Origin of the sequence: Pseudomonas sp. PS02303, assembly GCF_029959925.1 — a bacterium.
GTDB lineage: Bacteria > Pseudomonadota > Gammaproteobacteria > Pseudomonadales > Pseudomonadaceae > Aquipseudomonas > Aquipseudomonas mandelii.
Genome location: NZ_JASCOM010000002.1, coordinates 1 through 17,196, shown reverse-complemented (window position 1 = coordinate 17,196; position 17,196 = coordinate 1). Strand labels below are relative to the sequence as shown.

Genomic DNA, 17,196 nt, shown 5'->3' with positions numbered 1-17,196 from the left:
TGTATTGAAAAGCCACCTTCGGGTGGCTTTTTCATTTGCCGCCCCCCGATATCGCTTGCAGCGCTTGCCCAACGGACGTCTGCGGGTATGCTGGTTGCCTGCCGAGGAGATTGAAAATGGCCTACGATTTTGACCTTTATGTGATTGGCGCCGGTTCCGGCGGTGTACGGGCTGCGCGTTTCGCTGCCGGTTTTGGCGCGAAAGTGGCTGTGGCTGAAAGTCGTTACCTGGGTGGTACGTGCGTGAACGTCGGCTGCGTGCCGAAGAAATTGCTGGTCTACGGCGCGCACTTCGCCGAAGACTTCGAGCAGTCTTCGGGCTTTGGCTGGACGTTGGGTGAAGCGAAGTTTGACTGGGCGACGCTGATCGCCAACAAGGATCGCGAGATCAATCGCCTGAATGGCATTTACCGCAACTTGCTGGTCAACAGCGGTGTGACCTTGCATGAAGGCCACGCCAAGATCGTCGACCCGAACACCGTCGAAATCAATGGCGAGCGTCACACCGCTAAAAACATCCTGATTGCGACCGGTGGCTGGCCGCAGATCCCGGAGATTCCGGGGCATGAACACGCGATCAGTTCCAACCAGGCGTTCTTCCTCAAAGAGTTGCCCAAGCGCGTTCTGGTGGTGGGCGGCGGTTACATCGCTGTCGAATTCGCCGGGATCTTCCACGGGCTGGGCGCCGACACTACGTTGTTGTATCGCGGCGAGCTGTTCCTGCGCGGCTTCGACGGTGCGGTACGCAAGCATTTGCAGGAGGAGCTGACCAAGCGCGGCATGAACCTGCAATTCAACGCCGACATCGAGCGCATCGATAAACAGTCCGATGGCAGCCTGAAGGTGACGCTCAAGGATGGTCGCGAGCTGGAAGCGGATTGTGTGTTCTACGCCACCGGTCGCCGGCCGATGCTCGACAACCTCGGGCTGGAAAATACCGGCGTCAAACTCGACAAGAAAGGTTTCATCGCGGTCGATGATCAGTATCAGACTGCGGAGCCGTCGATTCTGGCGCTTGGCGATGTGATCGGCCGTGTCCAGCTGACCCCCGTCGCTTTGGCTGAGGGCATGGCCGTGGCGCGTCGCTTGTTCAAGCCTGAGCAATATCGTCCGGTGGATTACAAGATGATCCCGACCGCCGTGTTCAGCCTGCCAAACATTGGCACTGTCGGCTTGAGCGAGGAAGATGCGCGCGAAGCTGGCCACGAGGTGCAGATTTTCGAAAGCCGTTTCCGGCCGATGAAGCTGACCCTGACCGAGTGCCAGGAGCGCACGCTGATGAAGTTGGTGGTCGATGCCAAGACCGATAAGGTTTTGGGTTGCCACATGGTCGGGCCTGATGCCGGTGAGATCGTTCAGGGCTTGGCGATTGCCTTGAAGGCTGGTGCGACCAAGCGCGATTTCGACGAAACCATCGGCGTGCATCCTACTGCCGCCGAAGAGTTCGTCACCATGCGCACGCCGGTTGCCGGTTAATCGCTCTTTTCACTCTCTGATGCGTCTGGCGCTGTTGCAATGACAGCGGCCAGGCGCAGGCTTTCGTCGAGGCTCGCCCGAGTCTTGAGCAAATCGATTTCCAGCGCTTTGTTTATCTGCGACTGCTCGTCGACGCTTTGCTTGAGCGACTGACTTTCCAACAGTGCGGCACGCAAGCGTTCCTGGAGGAGGGTGCGTTCACTGTCGATGCGGTTGACCTGCTCCAGCAGTTGATCCTGGCGGCTGTGGGTGTGTTTGAGTTGCTCCTGTAGCAGCCCAAGTTCGCGTAGCGTTCCACGGTTCTCAGTGAGCAGGCGCTCGTTGTCGCGGTGCAATTGTGTGATTTCGTCCTGACGCACCAATGCGCTTTGCTGGGCCTGGCGCAATTCCATCTGAATCTGTTGCAACTGGCCTTCGTGGCGGCTCTGTTCCTGCTCGCGCTGTTCCTTGATGGCGTTGCGGTAGTGTTCCAGTGCATCGCGTGCGTGCAGGTGCTTTTCTTCCAGTGAGCGGATCTGCACATCCTTGTCTTGCAAGCGTAAATCGAAATCGGCCAGTGCCTGGTTCAATCCGGCGTTGCGGGTTTGCTCGGTCTGCAGCATGGCGCGGGTTTCGTGCAGTGCTTCGGATTCTTGAGTCAGGGCAAGGCTTTGAATTTCGTATTGCTGGTGCAGTTCAGTGTTGGCTTGCCGGGCTTCAGTCAGCTGGATTTCCAGTTCCTTCCGTTGCTGATCGAATTGCGTGCGTGCCTGGTCGATGGGTTCTTGCGCCTGCTCCTTGAGGCGCTGCGCCAGACGCGCGACCAAGCCTGCGAGCTCATCATCGATGGGTTCAGAGGGCGTTTCAGCGCGCTCGCTGCCGTCGTCCAGCTCCTTCAAATAGCGGTGAATGGTGGTTTTTGAGCCGGTATTGCCCATCTCGATCCGTACTGCATCGATGCTGGGGTTTTCGCCACGGGCAAGGATTGCCAACCGTGCCGCCTGCACCACTGCTTTGTTTACGCCGCCACGAGCCATGTCTTCTCCTACGATTTCGTACTGTGGTACATGCCACTAAAGTACGCAGTGTACCATCATCAATAAAAAGATAAAAAATGTAAGTTATTGAGGCGGGATATACTGGTATTACCCCGCGTGATACGCCGTATTACATGTTTTACTTCACCAAAGCGGTACATTTTCGAGAGATAAGCCCATGACCGATCTGGATCGCTACCTGCAAGCCGCCACCCGCGACAACACGCGTCGCAGCTACCGGGCAGCCATCGAGCATTTCGAAGTCAGTTGGGGTGGTTTCCTGCCTGCGACGAGCGACAGCGTGGCGCGTTACCTGGTGGCCCATGCGGGCGTGCTGTCGATCAATACGTTGAAGTTGCGTTTGTCAGCGCTGGCGCAGTGGCATAACAGCCAGGGATTCGCCGACCCCACCAAGTCGCCGGTGGTGCGCAAGGTCTTCAAGGGCATACGGGCGCTGCACCCGGCCCAGGAGAAACAGGCCGAGCCATTGCAGCTTCAGCATTTGGAGCAAGTGGTGGCATGGCTGGAGCAGGAGGCCAAAACCGCCAAGGCGCAAAACGATCAGCCAGGATTGCTTCGCGCCAAACGTGACACCGCGCTGATCTTGCTGGGCTTCTGGCGTGGCTTTCGCAGTGATGAATTGTGCCGCGTACAAATCGAACACGTACAGGCGATCGCCAGTTCAGGCATCACCCTCTACCTGCCCCGCAGCAAGAGTGATCGCGAAAACCTCGGCAAGACTTACCAGACCCCGGCCCTGCAGCGCCTCTGCCCGGTGAACGCCTACATTCAATGGATCACGGAAGCTGCGCTGGTCCGCGGGCCGGTGTTTCGCGGAATCGACCGCTGGGGTCACTTGAGCGAGGAGGGCTTGCACGCCAACAGCGTGATCCCTTTGTTGCGCCAGGCCTTGGAACGTGCCGGCATTTCGGCGGACCACTACACCAGCCATTCCCTGCGCCGCGGCTTTGCCAGTTGGGCCCATCAGAGTGGTTGGGATCTGAAATCGTTGATGAGTTATGTGGGTTGGAAGGATGTGAAGTCAGCCATGCGCTATGTTGAAGTCAGCCCGTTTCTCGGGATGGCGCGAGTCGCTGAAAAGCCATTGGTGAGCTAGATACCGTTTTCTTCTATTAATACTGTCCGCTAATAGCGAAAACCAATCAGCAGCATGAGCTTTGCCAATGAGCCAGGCGGCGATCGAGTGGGTAGGATTCACCCCATCAACTTCTCAACCAAACTTTTCAACCCTGACGGAGAGTCATCGATGCCTATCATCAACAGCCAAGTTAAACCGTTCAAAGCTGACGCCTTCAAAAATGGCGACTTCGTAAAAGTGTCGGACGCTGACCTGAAAGGCAAGTGGTCTGTCGTGTTCTTCTACCCAGCCGACTTCACCTTCGTTTGCCCGACCGAACTGGAAGACCTGGCTGACAACTACGACGCGTTCCAGAAACTGGGCGTCGAGATCTACAGCGTTTCCACCGACACCCATTTTGCCCACGCTGCCTGGCACAACACTTCGCCAGCCATCGGCAAAATCCAGTACACCATGATCGGCGACCCGACTCACGCCATCTCCCGCAACTTCGACGTGCTGATCGAAGACGCTGGCCTGGCTGACCGTGGCACCTTCGTGATCAACCCTGAAGGCCAGATCAAAATCGTTGAACTGAACGATGGCGGCGTTGGCCGTGACGCTTCCGAGCTGCTGCGCAAAATCAAGGCTGCCCAGTACGTCGCTGCTCACCCAGGCCAGGTTTGCCCAGCCAAGTGGAAAGAAGGCGAGGCCACTCTGGCTCCGTCCCTGGACCTGGTCGGCAAGATCTAAGTCTGTGAAAGCACTATCAGGGCGGGTTTCCGCACCTCAGTAAGCTGCAACCGCCCTCAAAAACGCCCGGGCGAGATTCGCTCGGGCGTTTTTTTTCGTCTCAAGTAAAAGGAAATCGCCCGTATGTTGGACGCCAATCTTAAAGCCCAGTTGAAATCGTACCTGGAACGGGTCACCCAGCCGATCGAGATCATTGCTTCCCTCGACGACGGTGCGAAATCCCAGGAAATGCTCGAACTCCTGAAAGACGTTGCCAGTCTTTCCAGCCAGATTACTTTGTTAGATAACGGTGACGATGCACGCAAGCCATCGTTCTCGATCAATCGCCCGGGTGCCGATATCAGCCTGCGTTTTGCCGGCATCCCGATGGGCCATGAATTCACTTCGTTGGTGCTGGCCTTGCTGCAAGTGGGCGGTCACCCTTCGAAGGCCAGTGTCGAAGTGATCGAACAGATCCGTTCGCTCAAAGGCGAGTTCAGCTTCGAGACCTACTTCTCGCTGTCCTGCCAGAACTGCCCGGACGTGGTCCAGGCGCTGAACCTGATGGCGGTACTGAACCCGAACATCCGCCACGTCGCCATCGACGGCGCGTTGTTCCAGGCCGAAGTCGATGATCGTCAGATCATGGCCGTGCCAAGCATTTACCTCAACGGCGTGAACTTCGGCCAGGGCCGCATGGGCCTGGAAGAAATCCTCGCCAAGATCGACACCAGCGGCATCGAGCGCCAGGCCGAGAAAATCAGCGCCAAGGAAGCCTTTGACGTATTGGTCGTCGGCGGTGGCCCGGCCGGTGCTTCGGCAGCGATCTACGCTGCTCGTAAAGGCATTCGCACCGGTGTGGCGGCTGAGCGTTTTGGTGGGCAGGTGCTCGACACCATGGCCATCGAGAACTTCATCTCCGTGCAGGAAACCGAAGGCCCGAAACTGGCAGTAGCGCTGGAAGAACACGTCAAGCAATACGACGTCGACATCATGAACCTGCAACGCGCCGACAAACTGGTGCCGGGCAAGAACGGTGAGTTGCACGAGGTCCATTTCGCCAGTGGCGCGACCCTGAAAGCCAGGACCGTGATCCTCGCGACCGGTGCGCGGTGGCGTGAAATGAACGTCCCGGGCGAGCAGCAATACCGCAACAAAGGCGTGGCGTACTGCCCGCACTGCGACGGTCCGCTGTTCAAAGGCAAGCGCGTGGCGGTGATTGGCGGCGGTAACTCCGGCGTCGAAGCGGCCATCGACCTGGCGGGCATCGTGTCCCACGTCACATTGCTGGAGTTTGACGTACAACTGCGCGCCGACGCGGTCTTGCAGCGCAAGTTGCACAGCCTGCCGAACGTCACTGTGATCACCAGTGCGCAAACCACTGAAGTGTTGGGCGACGGTCAGAAGGTCAATGGCCTGCGTTACAAGGATCGTCAGTCTGACGAGCTGCGTAACGTAGAGCTGGAAGGGATCTTCGTGCAGATCGGTTTGCTGCCCAACACCGATTGGCTCAAAGGCACCATCGAGCTGTCGCCTCGCGGCGAGATCATCGTCGATGCCCGTGGTGAAACGTCGATGCCGGGCGTGTTTGCTGCCGGTGACGTCACCACCGTGCCGTACAAGCAGATCGTGATTGCAGTGGGCGAGGGCGCCAAGGCTTCGCTGAGCGCATTCGATCACCTGATCCGCACCTCCGCGCCGGCTTAGACACCAACGCTGAAACACAAAACCCCATGAGCGATCATGGGGTTTTTGTGTGCGTGATACTGATCGTTCCCACGCTCTGCGTGGTAACGCCTACCGGGCTGAATTCCACACAGAGCTTGGCAGCGAATGTTTTACATCGGTGCCGGTTGGATGATCTCGACCCAGTACGCATCCGGGTCTTTGATAAAGGCCAGGCTCTTCATGCGCCCGTCGTTCAGGCGTTTCTGGAAATCGCAGCCCAGCGCTTCGAAACGTTCGCACGCCGCACGGATGTCCGGCACGGAGATGCAGATATGGCCGAAGCCGCGCGGGTCGGTGTTGCCGTTGTGGTAGGCGAAATCCGCGTCGTTTTCGGTGCCGTGGTTGTGGGTCAGTTCGAGAATGCCGGGGATCGATTTCATCCATTCGGTACGGGCGGCGGCGTCGGCCGGAATCTGGTTTTTATCAACCAGCGCCAGGAAATACAGACTGAACTCGGCTTCCGGGAAGTCGCGCTTTTCCACCAGCGAAAAACCCAGGATGCGCGTGTAGAAATCCAGGGACTTGGTGATGTCCTTGACCCGTAGCATGGTGTGGTTGAAGACGAACTTCTGGGTGGCGGTGCCAGGTTGAGCGGTCACGCCGGGGAAAGTGTTCAATTCGTGCAGGCTCATGGGCCCTCCGGAAAATAAGTGGGGCTAACGAATGGCGACAATGATACGCAAGGGCTGGGACATCACCAAACGCTAAGAGTCTGCTATTGCCTGACGGACGGGTGAGGCTCAGACTTTACGGTTCAATCCGTGAGTGCTCATTGCAATGATCCGATTCTGTAAATCGACGTGGGTCCTGATTTTCCTGTTGTCAGGTGTCGCCAGCGCTCAAGCGGATGCACCGGTGGTGACCTGGCCGAAGGGCTGGGAGGTGGAAGCCGTTCCGCAAGATGATGCCAAACCAGGGGTTTCCCGACAGCGCGCGGTGAAAGTCGACCAAGGCGGCACGCCGGTAATGGTGATGGAATTGACCATGACTCAAGTAGAAAGCGGTCATCAGGTCAATCTTGAGGGTGTGCTGCTGGAAATGCGCAAGTCGGTGCAGAAGGACTTCTTTCAAGGCGGCTATCAAAGTGTCTGCAACAAAATTCATCCGGCGACCTTGAGCCGCTTATCGGGATTGGAAACTACCTGCACGATTACGCAGAATGGTCGACATGTGCTGTCGCAAACATTGGTCGCAGCGGTGGATGCCGATAAGGCCTATGTTCTTTCCTACGCGGGGCAGGCCGAGGCTTATAAGGCAAGTGAGGATGAAATTGCGGCGGCTCGTAACAGCTTGAAACTTTAGTTGCGGGTTTGCGTGACTGCAGATTTCAGCGCGATCTGAAATCTTTAGATACCCAAACGGATTAAGCATAAAGTTTAGTCGGCAAGTAGCGAGTTGAACGACTCCCTTCGTTGCATTGAGAGGCCGGCCATAAAAAAAGCCCTGCATTGGCAGGGCTTGTTTATCACGGCGAGTGCTTAGCCTCGCAGCCAGGAATCTACGGTGGCGGCACCGTATTGTTCCTTCCAGGCTTTCAGGCCACGGTGGTTGCCGCCCTTGGTTTCAATCAGCTCACCGGTATGCGGGTTGTGATAAACCTTGACCACGCGGGCGCGACGGGTTTTAGGGGCTGCTGCCTGCAGACCGGATTTTGCCGGGTTCGGATCGAGGATGGCGATGATGTCGCGCAGGCTTTTGCCGTAGGTTTTCATCAGCCCCTGGAGCTTTTCTTCGAATTCGATTTCTTTCTTGAGCCCGGCATCATTCTTCAGCGATTCCAGCTGCTTGAGCTGTTCTTGAAGGGCCTTTTCAGCGGCACGAAATTCAGCGAGTCTGGACAAATTCATTACTCCAATAGTGTGTTTGGCTGATACCAACCGCAAACAAAGCTATAAGCCAAGAGCCTTGAAGCGACTCGGTGATAGTGGCTCACCTGCCAATCTTGCGCAGGCATGAAAAATTGTAGTAGTTAATTGGCCAAGAGTAAATCCTGTCTTTTTCTTCATGTAACTACAGTAGTCTTTTGATTCAATTTGGTGCGCTGCTTCGTTTCCTCGTCGCTTAAACCGCAGGTTAATGGTGCCTTAATGCATTAATGAATTCGGCTCCTGGCATCGGTCGACCGAACAAATAACCTTGCAGAAAGTTCACGCCGTGTGCGGCCAGATAGTCACTTTGCTCCTCGGTTTCCACGCCTTCGGCGACGATGCCCAGATCAAGCTTGGCCGACAATTCGATAATGCTGTCCAGAATGTGCCGGGAAAGCGCGTCAACGCCGATCATCGCGACAAAACTCTGATCGATTTTCAGAAAGTCCACATTGAACTGACGCAGATAACCGAGGCTTGAGTGACCTGTGCCAAAGTCATCGATAGCGATCATTACGCCCAAGGTGCGAAGCTGCTCGAACAGCAGGTGCGTAATGGCCGTTGGTTCAATCAGTTCGCGCTCGGTCAATTCCAGCACCAGGTGGATGGCCCCTGGTGCGAAGGCACTGAGAAACTCCCGGCAGTCTTCGACCAGGTCCAAGTCCTTGCAATGACTGGCGGTGATGTTGATGCCAATGTGAAATGGCCCATCGAACGAAGCAGCGGCAGGCGCCAACAGCGCCGCGGTGTGTCGCATCAACGAGCGGGTCATTGGCACGATCAACCCGGAATGCTCGGCAAAAGGAATGAACAGGTCCGGGCGTACCAGGCCTTCCTTCGGGTGATTCCAGCGCATCAACACCTCGGCGCCGGACCAGGTTTTAGTATCGCCATGCACCACGGGCTGAAAGTACGGAACAAACTCACCTGCCTCCAGCGCACGCTGCATTTCATGGCTGGGGGACGACGAGCGTTTTTGCAGGACATGTCCGATTGCGCCCGAGACCACGCCGAAGAAGATCAGCAAACTGAACAGCGGTGGGTACTCGCTGTTCATGTAGCGCCAGGTTTCACCCTCGGGGAAACCGGCTGCGACCGTAAAGCCATAACGCGTGGACGTCAGTTTGCTTTCGGCTACGGGCGGGACGGGAAGGGCGACATCGTGAACCTTGCCGTCGGCGGATATCCAGTTGGGACCGACTTGCAGCAATAGGATCGTCTTGCGACCAATCATGCGCAGCACGTTGCTCAGGTGATAACCGTCCAGCGTACTTAAAGCGCCCTGTTTTCCTTCGCCCAGTCGATACACCAGTATCGCAGTGTCAGGCGTGACCATGTTGCCTTTCATCAGTAGCAACCGGCCTTTGGAGTAGTCGCCGGCACTGAGCTTTTCGTGGTAGTCACCGAACAAAGAACTGCAATAAATGCTGTCGTCCCACACCAGATTCGTCGCGCGCACGAATGGACCGCGGGTGACCTGTTCACGCAGGGCCAATTTGACGTCTTTGCAGCTTTGGCCGGCCAGCGGCAGCAGTTCTCGTGCCGCCTGGGCGTTACGGTCGAGCATCAGTTCGAATTGGCGGATGGCTTCTTCGGCCGTCAGCTCGGTGCTCTGCTTGAGCGCACGCTCGGCCTGCATATAGAGAATGACAACCCCCAACAGCACCGGGAGTACCCCGCTCAAAACGGTTACAGCCATTCGTTTGCCGCGTTTGTGGGTCTTGGCGTTTAGTGGCATTCACAAAGCCTGTGACGAAGGGATACGGCTCTCAAATGCAGGGAGGACAACGGCACGCCTCCCAAAAAAGAGTTCAGGTATTGGGCATGATAGATGGCTGTCGGTACTTATGCCGGTCAACGATAGTCAAGGTTTGAAGCCATTTGGATAAACGCCAGCGTTGCGGGCGACGACTGACGCTGGTCGAGCACCGCCAGACCTACCTGCCGATTGACGGATGGAGACAGCGGTTTTTTCACGTAGCGGCTGTCGTTGTCGTCGGGCAACGATCCTTCGGCGACCACGGTCACGGCATCGCCTCGGCCTACGGTGTCGAGGGTGCTGAGCAGCTGCGAGCAGCGATAACGGATGTTCGGTGTCAGCCGGGCAGCCGTGAACAGCCGTGAAACCAGCTCCGAAGACCCGGCTTCGGTCAGCACGAACGGGTCGTGACACAAGTCGCTCAAACTCAGGCTGTCGCGACCGGTCAGCGGGTGATCGGAGGGCAACAGCGCGACCATCCGGTCTTCGATCAGCCTGAAGGTATCGAAGCGATCTTCGGGCAGCACCACGAAACCGATATCGATTCGTCGTTCTTCCAGCCACTGGATAATCTGCCGGTCCGGACCTTCGTCGATGTGCACTTCGATACCGGGGTGAGCGGCGCGGTAGTGCGCCAGGATCTGTGGCAGCAGTTTGATCGATGAGGTGGGGCCGAACGAGCCGATGCGCAGGGTGCCGCGCTTCATCCCGCGAGCGTCGGCGGCTTCCTGGCGCAAGGTGTTGGCCAACCCGAGCATGGCCCGGGCGCGCGACAAGAGCTGTAGGCCGATGTCGCTCGGCTCGACTTGGGACTGGTGGCGCCGGAACAACTCGACACCCAATTCCTGTTCCAGCGACTTCAAGGCATGCGACACCGCCGATTGGGAGATCCCCAGCCGATTGGCCGCCGCCGTGAACCCGCGCAGTTCGGCGACCAGCGAAAAAATCTCGAGTTGTGTCAAGGTCATGAGTCTTTACTCATTTTACGATGATCATGCATTAGTCAAATGATACGTCATCTTCCCTGACTGAAGTCCTTGCACCTCATGAATGCTTACGCGCAAACAACCTCATCGGATGTGCCGGTTTATTTGAAACTCGCCGCCGTCACCATGATTTGGGGCGGGACGTTCGTGGCTGGCCGGTTTCTCGCGGACAGCCTCAGTCCATTGTTCGCCGCCAGCCTCAGATTCCTCCTGGCCAGCGTGGCATTGCTGCTGTTTTTGCTGCTGGCCCGCGTACCACTGGCGAAGCCGAGCCCCAGGCAGTGGCTGCAACTCGCCCTACTGGGGTTCTTCGGCATCTTCTTCTACAACCTGTGCTTCTTTTATGGACTGCATTACATCAATGCATCGCGTGCGTCATTGATTGTGGCGCTGAATCCCGCCGTGATCGGACTGGCGTCGTGGCTGCTGTTCAAGGAGCGCTTGAGTCGGGCGAAGGTTATCGGGATCGCGATCTGTATCGCCGGGGCGAGTCTGGTGATCGTCAGTCGCAACCCGCAGTTACTGGTCGACAACGCCGACGCGTGGATCGGTGACCTGCTGATTTTCGGCTGCGTGCTCGGCTGGGGGATTTACTCGCTGTTCTCCAAAGAACTGAACCACTCGCTGGGGCCGGTGCAGACGGTGGCGTATTCGATTCTGCTCGGCACCCTGATGCTGTGGGTGGCAAGTGCGATACGGGGTGAACTGAGTGTTAGCGCGCTCATGAGCCTCGGTCCGCAGCAATGGATGAGCCTGATGTACCTGGGTGTATTGGGCTCGGCGCTGGCCTACATCGGCTATTACGATGGCATTCGCCAAATCGGCGCGACACGTTCGGGGGTGTTCATTGCCCTGAATCCGCTGACGGCGGTGATCCTCGGCGCGTTACTGTTGGGCGAGCAGTTGACGCTGACGATGTGCCTGGGAGGCGGGCTGATTCTCGCGGGGATTTTCCTGTGCAACAAACCCCTTGCGCGAGCAGGGAAAAAGGGGATTTGATACAGAAGGCGGACAAACCTATTTACGCTGTGTAGAATCGGGTTACGCATACAATAATAATCGTCTTCTGCCAGCAGAAGCCTCGCCCGCATCAGCCTTGGGTCGACAATGAAAAGTTTTGGGTTTCAATTGATCTACGGTGACTTCCTCGCCCGCAGCGTGCGGGGCATCTCCTGCGCGCCACCCGCCGGCTTCAGCATTCTTAGCAACTAACGTTCCGTTAATTCTAAAAAATGATGAGGCGCCAAAATGGCAGATTTATACGAAAACCCAATGGGCCTGATGGGCTTTGAGTTCATCGAGTTCGCATCGCCGACTCCGAACACCCTGGAGCCGATCTTCGAGATCATGGGCTTCACCAAGGTCGCGACCCATCGCTCCAAAGACGTGCACCTGTATCGCCAGGGCCAGATCAACCTGATCCTCAACAACGAACCGCACAGCGTTGCTTCGTACTTCGCGGCCGAGCACGGCCCGTCGGTGTGCGGTATGGCGTTCCGCGTCAAGGATTCGCAACTGGCCTACAAGCGCGCGCTGGAAATCGGCGCCCAGCCCATCCACATCGAAACCGGGCCGATGGAACTGAACCTGCCGGCGATCAAAGGCATTGGCGGCGCGCCGCTGTACCTGATCGACCGTTTTGGTGAAGGCAGCTCGATCTACGACATCGACTTCGTGTTCATCGAAGGTGTTGACCGCAACCCGGTCGGCGCCGGTCTGAAAATCATCGATCACCTGACCCACAACGTGTATCGCGGTCGCATGGCGTATTGGGCCAACTTCTACGAGAAGCTGTTCAACTTCCGTGAGATCCGTTACTTCGACATCAAGGGCGAATACACCGGCCTGACCTCCAAGGCCATGACCGCGCCGGACGGCATGATCCGCATCCCGCTGAACGAAGAATCGTCCAAGGGCGCCGGGCAGATCGAAGAGTTCCTGATGCAGTTCAACGGTGAGGGCATCCAGCACGTGGCCTTCCTCAGCGATGATCTGATCAAGACCTGGGATCACCTGAAAAGCATCGGCATGCGCTTCATGACCGCGCCACCGGAAACCTACTACGAAATGCTCGAAGGCCGCCTGCCGAACCACGGTGAGCCGGTCGATCAGCTACAATCGCGTGGGATCCTGCTGGACGGTTCGTCCGAGTCGGGCGACAAGCGTCTGTTGCTGCAGATTTTCTCGGAAACCCTGATGGGGCCGGTGTTCTTCGAATTCATCCAGCGTAAAGGCGACGACGGTTTCGGCGAAGGCAACTTCAAGGCACTGTTCGAATCGATCGAGCGTGATCAGGTTCGCCGCGGTGTACTCGCCACCGATTAAGCCGCTTCACCGCTAAAACTGTAGGAGTGAGTCTGCTCGCGATAGCGTCGTCAAATTCAACATCATTGTTGACTGAAAGATAGCTATCGCGAGCAGGCTCATTCCTGCATTTGGTTTTGTGTAGGGCTTAAGGTTTGCGATGCCGAACCAGGTGCTTGAACCCTTCAAACACCAGCACTACCACCGCCAGCCAGATCGGAATATAAGTCAACCATTCCCCGGGCTTGATGCTTTCCCCAAGCAGCAACGCAACGCCCAGCAGCAACACCGGTTCTACATAACTCAACAGCCCGAACAGACTGAACGGCAACAACCGGCTGGCGATGATGTAGACCACCAGCGCCGACGCGCTGATCACTCCGAGTATCGGGATTAGCAGCGACAACCACGGGTGTTGATCAAACACGCCGAAACCCTGTTCGCCACTCTGCACGAACCAGAACGCCACCGGCAGCGTCAACGCCATGTCCAGCCATAAACCGCCAAGGTTGTCGGCGGCCAGGCGCTTGCGCAGGATGAAATACAAGGGATAGCCGATGCAGACCAGCAAGGTTGCCCAGGAAAAACCACCGACCTGATACACCTCGTTGATCACCCCAAGGCAGGCCAGCACCACGGCGATTTTTTGCAGATACGAGAGGCGCTCGCCATAGGCGATCCGCCCGGTCAGGACCATGGTCAGCGGCAACAGGAAATAGCCGAGCGACACATCCAGGCTGTAGCCGTTGAGCGGCGCCCACATGAACAGCCAAAGCTGCACGCCGAGCAGGGCAGAGGAGGCGATCAGGCCGGCGATCAGTTTGCGATTCCCGGCGATGCGCCGAAAAATCTCGACCACGCGTTTCCATTCGCCGGACACCATCATGAACACGGTCATGCACGGCACGGTCAGCAGCATGCGCCAGCCGAAAATCTCCACGCCGCTCAAGGGGGTGAGCAGCGAGGTGTAGTAATACATGACGGCAAACAGCACCGAGGCCGAGACCGATAAAGCGATACCTTTAGACAAACTGCCCTCGCGAGGTTGAACGTGAAACGGGCGCAGAGGATACGTGGTTTTCACGTTCAGTATTGACCAACATCGATCGAGTGCGAGAGCGGCGCTTCGGTCCTAGCTCAGAAGGCGAATCGGCTCACCCGCCGACCACGCTTGAATGTCCTCGATCATTTGCGAAAAGAACTGATGGTAGTTCTGTTGGCTGACGTACCCGACATGCGGCGTTGCCAACACGTTGTCCAGCGTTCTGAACGGATGATTCACCGGCAATGGCTCGATGTCGAACACATCCAGTGCCGCCCCCGCGAGTCGATTCTTTTGCAAGGCCTTGATCAGCGCAGCCTCATCGACAATCGGTCCGCGGGCGGTGTTGACCAGCAGCGCCGAGGGTTTCATCCAGTCCAGCGCCTGGGCGTCGACCAATCCCCGGCTGCGATCACTGAGCACCAGATGAACTGACAGCACATCGGCCTGCTCGAACAGTTCCTGCTTGCTAACATAGGTCACGCCCACTTCAGCGGCACGTTCGGCCGTGAGGTTTTCGCTCCACGCGATCACCCGCATCCCGAACACCTGACCGAACTGCGCGACCCGTTGGCCGATGCTGCCAAGGCCGAGGATCGCCAGTGTCTTGCCGTGCAAGTCGCCGCCCAGGCCTTGCTGCCATTTCCCGGCGCGCAAGGCATTGGCTTCGGCCACGAGATTGCGGGTCGCGGCCATTATCAACGCCCAGGTCAGTTCTGGAGCGGCGTGTTTGTAGCTGTCGGTGCCACTGACCTGGATACCCAGTGCCGCAGCGGCCTTGAGATCCAGCGCAGCATTACGCATACCACCGGTGACCAGCAGCTTGAGTGTCGGCAATTGGCGCAGAAGATCTTCATCGAAGCGGGTGCGTTCGCGCATTACGCAGATCACTTCGAATTTACCCAGACGCTCCGCCAGGGTTGCGTTGTCGGCGGGGTAATCATGGATGAAACTCACCTCGCCGAGGCTGTCCAGCACTGACCAGTCGACCACGTCACGGGCCACGTCCTGCCAATCATCGATCACCGCAATCTGCACCGCCATCAGCCTTACCTCATTAACGCACGGGATTGGTTTTGTTCAGCCAGTCGAGCAATGCCTGGTGGAATTTCGCCGGTTCTTCCATCTGCGGCGCGTGGCCCATGCCGGGGAATTCAACCAGTGTGGACTGCGGAATCAACTTTGCCACTTGCTTGCCGAGCACGTCGTAATGACCGAGCCTGGCCTTGACCTCCGGGGAGGCAATGTCACTGCCGATGGCCGTGGTGTCGGACGTGCCGATCAGCAACAGCGTCGGCATCTTCAGGTCCTTGAACTCGTAGTACACCGGCTGGGTGAAGATCATGTCGTAGATCAACGCCGAGTTCCAGGCCACCTGCGTGTGCCCCGGGCCTTTGTTCAAGCCGGCAAGCATATCGACCCAGCGATCGAATTCAGGCTTCCAGCGGCCACCGTAATAGGTGTTGCGTTCATAGGTGCGGATGCCGTCGGCGCTGAGCTTGAGTTCGCGCTCGTACCACTGATCGACGGTGCGATAGGGCACGCCAAGGGCTTTCCAGTCTTCCAGGCCAATGGGATTGACCAGCGCCAGTTGCTCGACCTGATCGGGGTATTGCAACGCATAGCGTGTGGCGAGCATGCCGCCGGTGGAGTGCCCGAGTACGCTGGACTTCTGGATGCCAAGCGCTTTGAGCAGTTGCTGGGTATTGGTCGCCAGTTGCTGGAATGTGTACTGATAGTTGTCCGGTTTACTGGAGGTGCAGAAACCGATCTGGTCCGGCGCAATCACCCGGTAACCGGCTTCGCTCAGGGCTTTGATCGAACTGTCCCAAGTGGCGCCGCAGAAGTTTTTGCCATGCATCAACACCACGCTGCGCCCGTTGGCCTTGCCGTGGGCGGCGACGTCCATGTAACCCATCTGCAAGGATTTGCCTTGGGACTCGAACGAGAAGTGCTTGACCGTATACGGGTACTCGAACCCTTGCAGTTCCGGCCCGTATTCCGGGCCTTCGGCGTGAGCGAGAACAGGCAGTGCAGCGGTCAGAAACAGGCCGGGCAGCCAACGGGAGAGGGGAAGGGACATGGGTGAACTCCATAGAAAACCCGCCGATGCTGGATCGGCATGATTAGGGCGACATTAAAGACAGGCAATCGCCGCCGCCGATCGTTCAACCGATCCAGCCGAGCGTGGCCAGGGCCAGCACGCCATAACGAGCACCTTTGGCGAGCGTCACGATCAGCAGGAACCGCCCAAGCGGCTCGCGCATGACGCCGGCCACCAACGTCAGCGGGTCACCGATGATTGGCACCCAACTCAGCAGCAATGACCAATGACCATAGCGTTGATATTGTTTTCGGGCCTGTTCCAGATGGCGCGGGCTGACCGGAAACCAGCGCCGGTCGCGAAACCGCTCGATGCGACAGCCGAGCCACCAATTCACCACCGAACCGAGGACATTACCCAGCGTCGCGACGGCCAGCAGCAACCATAGCCAATACTGTTCGCTGAGCAACAGCCCCACGAGCAGCGCTTCGGACTGCAACGGCAGCAAGGTCGCGGCACCGAACGCCGCGAAGAACAGCCCGATGTAGGCGCCACCCATCAATGGGCCGGGTAGTCCGCCACCACCACATCAGTGCCGTCCTTTTTCAGGCCGATCACTTGATAGGCATCGCTCATGCCGTCCATTTCCATGCCCGGCGAACCCATAGGCATGCCCGGTGCCGCAACACCCAGCAGGTCATTGCGTTTGCTCAAGGCCAGGACTTGATCCGCAGGCACATGGCCTTCGACGAATTTGCCGTTGATCAGGCCGGTGTGGCAGGACGCCAGGCGTGGAGGCACGCCGTGCTGCTGCTTGAATTCGCTCATGTTGGATTCGACGTGGTCTTCAACCTTGAAGCCGTTGGCCTCGAGGTGGCTGATCCATTTTTTGCAGCAGCCGCAGTTGGCGTCACGGTGGACTTCGATCGGGACCAGGTCGGCGGCCTGGGCCATGGAGGAGATAAAAAGGGCGCTCAGGGCGACCAGACGCAGGTGGATTCGCATGGGGGATATCGTCTCGGGTTGCGGCCAAAAAAGATGCATTTTGACCATTTTTTGCCGGGAAGAGATACGAGGTTGTTTCGAAGTAATACAGGTACGCCAAGCTGTCGTGGGGGGGGGGGGGGGGGGGGGGGGGGGGGGGGGGGGGGGCGGGGCGGGGGG

General features: G+C 57.8%; 17 protein-coding genes. 7 read left to right on the top strand and 10 right to left on the bottom strand.

The features are described from left to right. The first annotated feature begins 116 nt into the window (after positions 1-116). Positions 117-1,475, top strand: coding sequence for a glutathione-disulfide reductase (gene gorA, locus QMX98_RS00825; RefSeq protein ID WP_102594163.1), 1,359 nt, complete (start codon positions 117-119; stop codon positions 1,473-1,475). Here the strand turns inward: gorA and QMX98_RS00820 are convergent. After that, positions 1,472-2,491, bottom strand: coding sequence for a DNA-binding protein (locus QMX98_RS00820; protein ID WP_010460711.1), 1,020 nt, complete (start codon positions 2,489-2,491; stop codon positions 1,472-1,474). The two genes, gorA and QMX98_RS00820, sit on opposite strands and share 4 nt — an antisense overlap. A 178-nt stretch (positions 2,492-2,669) precedes the next feature. Between QMX98_RS00820 and QMX98_RS00815 the strand changes: the two genes are divergently transcribed. The 3 genes from QMX98_RS00815 to ahpF all read left to right on the top strand — a co-directional run bounded on the left by QMX98_RS00815 (position 2,670) and on the right by ahpF (position 6,008). Then, positions 2,670-3,608: a site-specific integrase gene (locus tag QMX98_RS00815; protein WP_282410049.1), complete on the top strand. Its 939-nt coding sequence runs from the start codon at positions 2,670-2,672 to the stop codon at positions 3,606-3,608. A gap of 150 nt (positions 3,609-3,758) precedes the next feature. Continuing rightward, positions 3,759-4,322 (top strand): alkyl hydroperoxide reductase subunit C, encoded by a 564-nt coding sequence (gene ahpC, locus QMX98_RS00810; RefSeq protein WP_010460707.1) that lies wholly within the window; start codon positions 3,759-3,761, stop codon positions 4,320-4,322. A 123-nt stretch (positions 4,323-4,445) separates the two neighbouring features. Beyond that, positions 4,446-6,008 carry an alkyl hydroperoxide reductase subunit F gene (ahpF, locus tag QMX98_RS00805; RefSeq protein WP_077747745.1) on the top strand — a complete coding sequence of 521 codons (1,563 nt, stop codon included), beginning with the start codon at positions 4,446-4,448 and terminating at the stop codon, positions 6,006-6,008. A 131-nt stretch (positions 6,009-6,139) separates the two neighbouring features. On the opposite strand, the gene gloA is transcribed toward ahpF, so the two are convergent. Next, on the bottom strand, positions 6,140-6,661 hold the full coding sequence (gloA, locus tag QMX98_RS00800) for a lactoylglutathione lyase (RefSeq protein WP_282410048.1): 522 nt from the start codon (positions 6,659-6,661) through the stop codon (positions 6,140-6,142). 145 nt (positions 6,662-6,806) lie between these two features. Between gloA and QMX98_RS00795 the strand changes: the two genes are divergently transcribed. After that, positions 6,807-7,331, top strand: a complete 525-nt coding sequence (locus QMX98_RS00795; RefSeq protein ID WP_077747746.1) for a DUF4946 domain-containing protein — start codon at positions 6,807-6,809, stop codon at positions 7,329-7,331. A gap of 176 nt (positions 7,332-7,507) precedes the next feature. On the opposite strand, the gene QMX98_RS00790 is transcribed toward QMX98_RS00795, so the two are convergent. From QMX98_RS00790 to QMX98_RS00780, 3 genes are all read right to left on the bottom strand, one after another. After that, the gene (locus QMX98_RS00790; protein WP_077747869.1) at positions 7,508-7,870 is read right to left on the bottom strand and encodes a histone-like nucleoid-structuring protein, MvaT/MvaU family; all 363 of its coding nucleotides are present in this window, start codon (positions 7,868-7,870) and stop codon (positions 7,508-7,510) included. A 232-nt stretch (positions 7,871-8,102) separates the two neighbouring features. Further along, positions 8,103-9,635, bottom strand: a complete 1,533-nt coding sequence (locus QMX98_RS00785; protein WP_282410047.1) for an EAL domain-containing protein — start codon at positions 9,633-9,635, stop codon at positions 8,103-8,105. A 116-nt stretch (positions 9,636-9,751) separates the two neighbouring features. Then, on the bottom strand, positions 9,752-10,624 hold the full coding sequence (locus QMX98_RS00780) for a LysR family transcriptional regulator (protein ID WP_221106095.1): 873 nt from the start codon (positions 10,622-10,624) through the stop codon (positions 9,752-9,754). A 78-nt stretch (positions 10,625-10,702) separates the two neighbouring features. Between QMX98_RS00780 and QMX98_RS00775 the strand changes: the two genes are divergently transcribed. Together QMX98_RS00775 and hppD are read left to right on the top strand one after the other, a co-directional pair. Continuing rightward, a complete protein-coding gene (locus QMX98_RS00775; protein WP_282410046.1) occupies positions 10,703-11,641 on the top strand; it encodes an EamA family transporter in 939 nt (312 codons plus the stop codon). Positions 11,642-11,890: 249 nt separating this feature from the next. Further along, positions 11,891-12,967, top strand: coding sequence for a 4-hydroxyphenylpyruvate dioxygenase (gene hppD / locus QMX98_RS00770; protein ID WP_010460695.1), 1,077 nt, complete (start codon positions 11,891-11,893; stop codon positions 12,965-12,967). A 127-nt stretch (positions 12,968-13,094) separates the two neighbouring features. On the opposite strand, the gene rarD is transcribed toward hppD, so the two are convergent. From rarD to QMX98_RS00745, 5 genes are all read right to left on the bottom strand, one after another. Next, entirely contained in the window at positions 13,095-13,976 is an 882-nt protein-coding gene (rarD, locus tag QMX98_RS00765) for an EamA family transporter RarD (protein ID WP_010460694.1), read from the bottom strand. A 102-nt stretch (positions 13,977-14,078) separates the two neighbouring features. After that, positions 14,079-15,032: a D-2-hydroxyacid dehydrogenase family protein gene (locus tag QMX98_RS00760; RefSeq protein ID WP_083376639.1), complete on the bottom strand. Its 954-nt coding sequence runs from the start codon at positions 15,030-15,032 to the stop codon at positions 14,079-14,081. A 13-nt stretch (positions 15,033-15,045) separates the two neighbouring features. Then, on the bottom strand, positions 15,046-16,071 hold the full coding sequence (locus tag QMX98_RS00755) for an alpha/beta hydrolase (RefSeq protein WP_083376640.1): 1,026 nt from the start codon (positions 16,069-16,071) through the stop codon (positions 15,046-15,048). An 85-nt stretch (positions 16,072-16,156) separates the two neighbouring features. Then, on the bottom strand, positions 16,157-16,591 hold the full coding sequence (locus QMX98_RS00750; protein WP_282410045.1) for a YqaA family protein: 435 nt from the start codon (positions 16,589-16,591) through the stop codon (positions 16,157-16,159). Then, positions 16,591-17,037, bottom strand: coding sequence for a DUF411 domain-containing protein (locus QMX98_RS00745; RefSeq protein WP_010460685.1), 447 nt, complete (start codon positions 17,035-17,037; stop codon positions 16,591-16,593). Before QMX98_RS00745 ends, QMX98_RS00750 begins: the two co-directional genes overlap by 1 nt. Between the last annotated feature and the right edge of the window lie 159 nt (positions 17,038-17,196).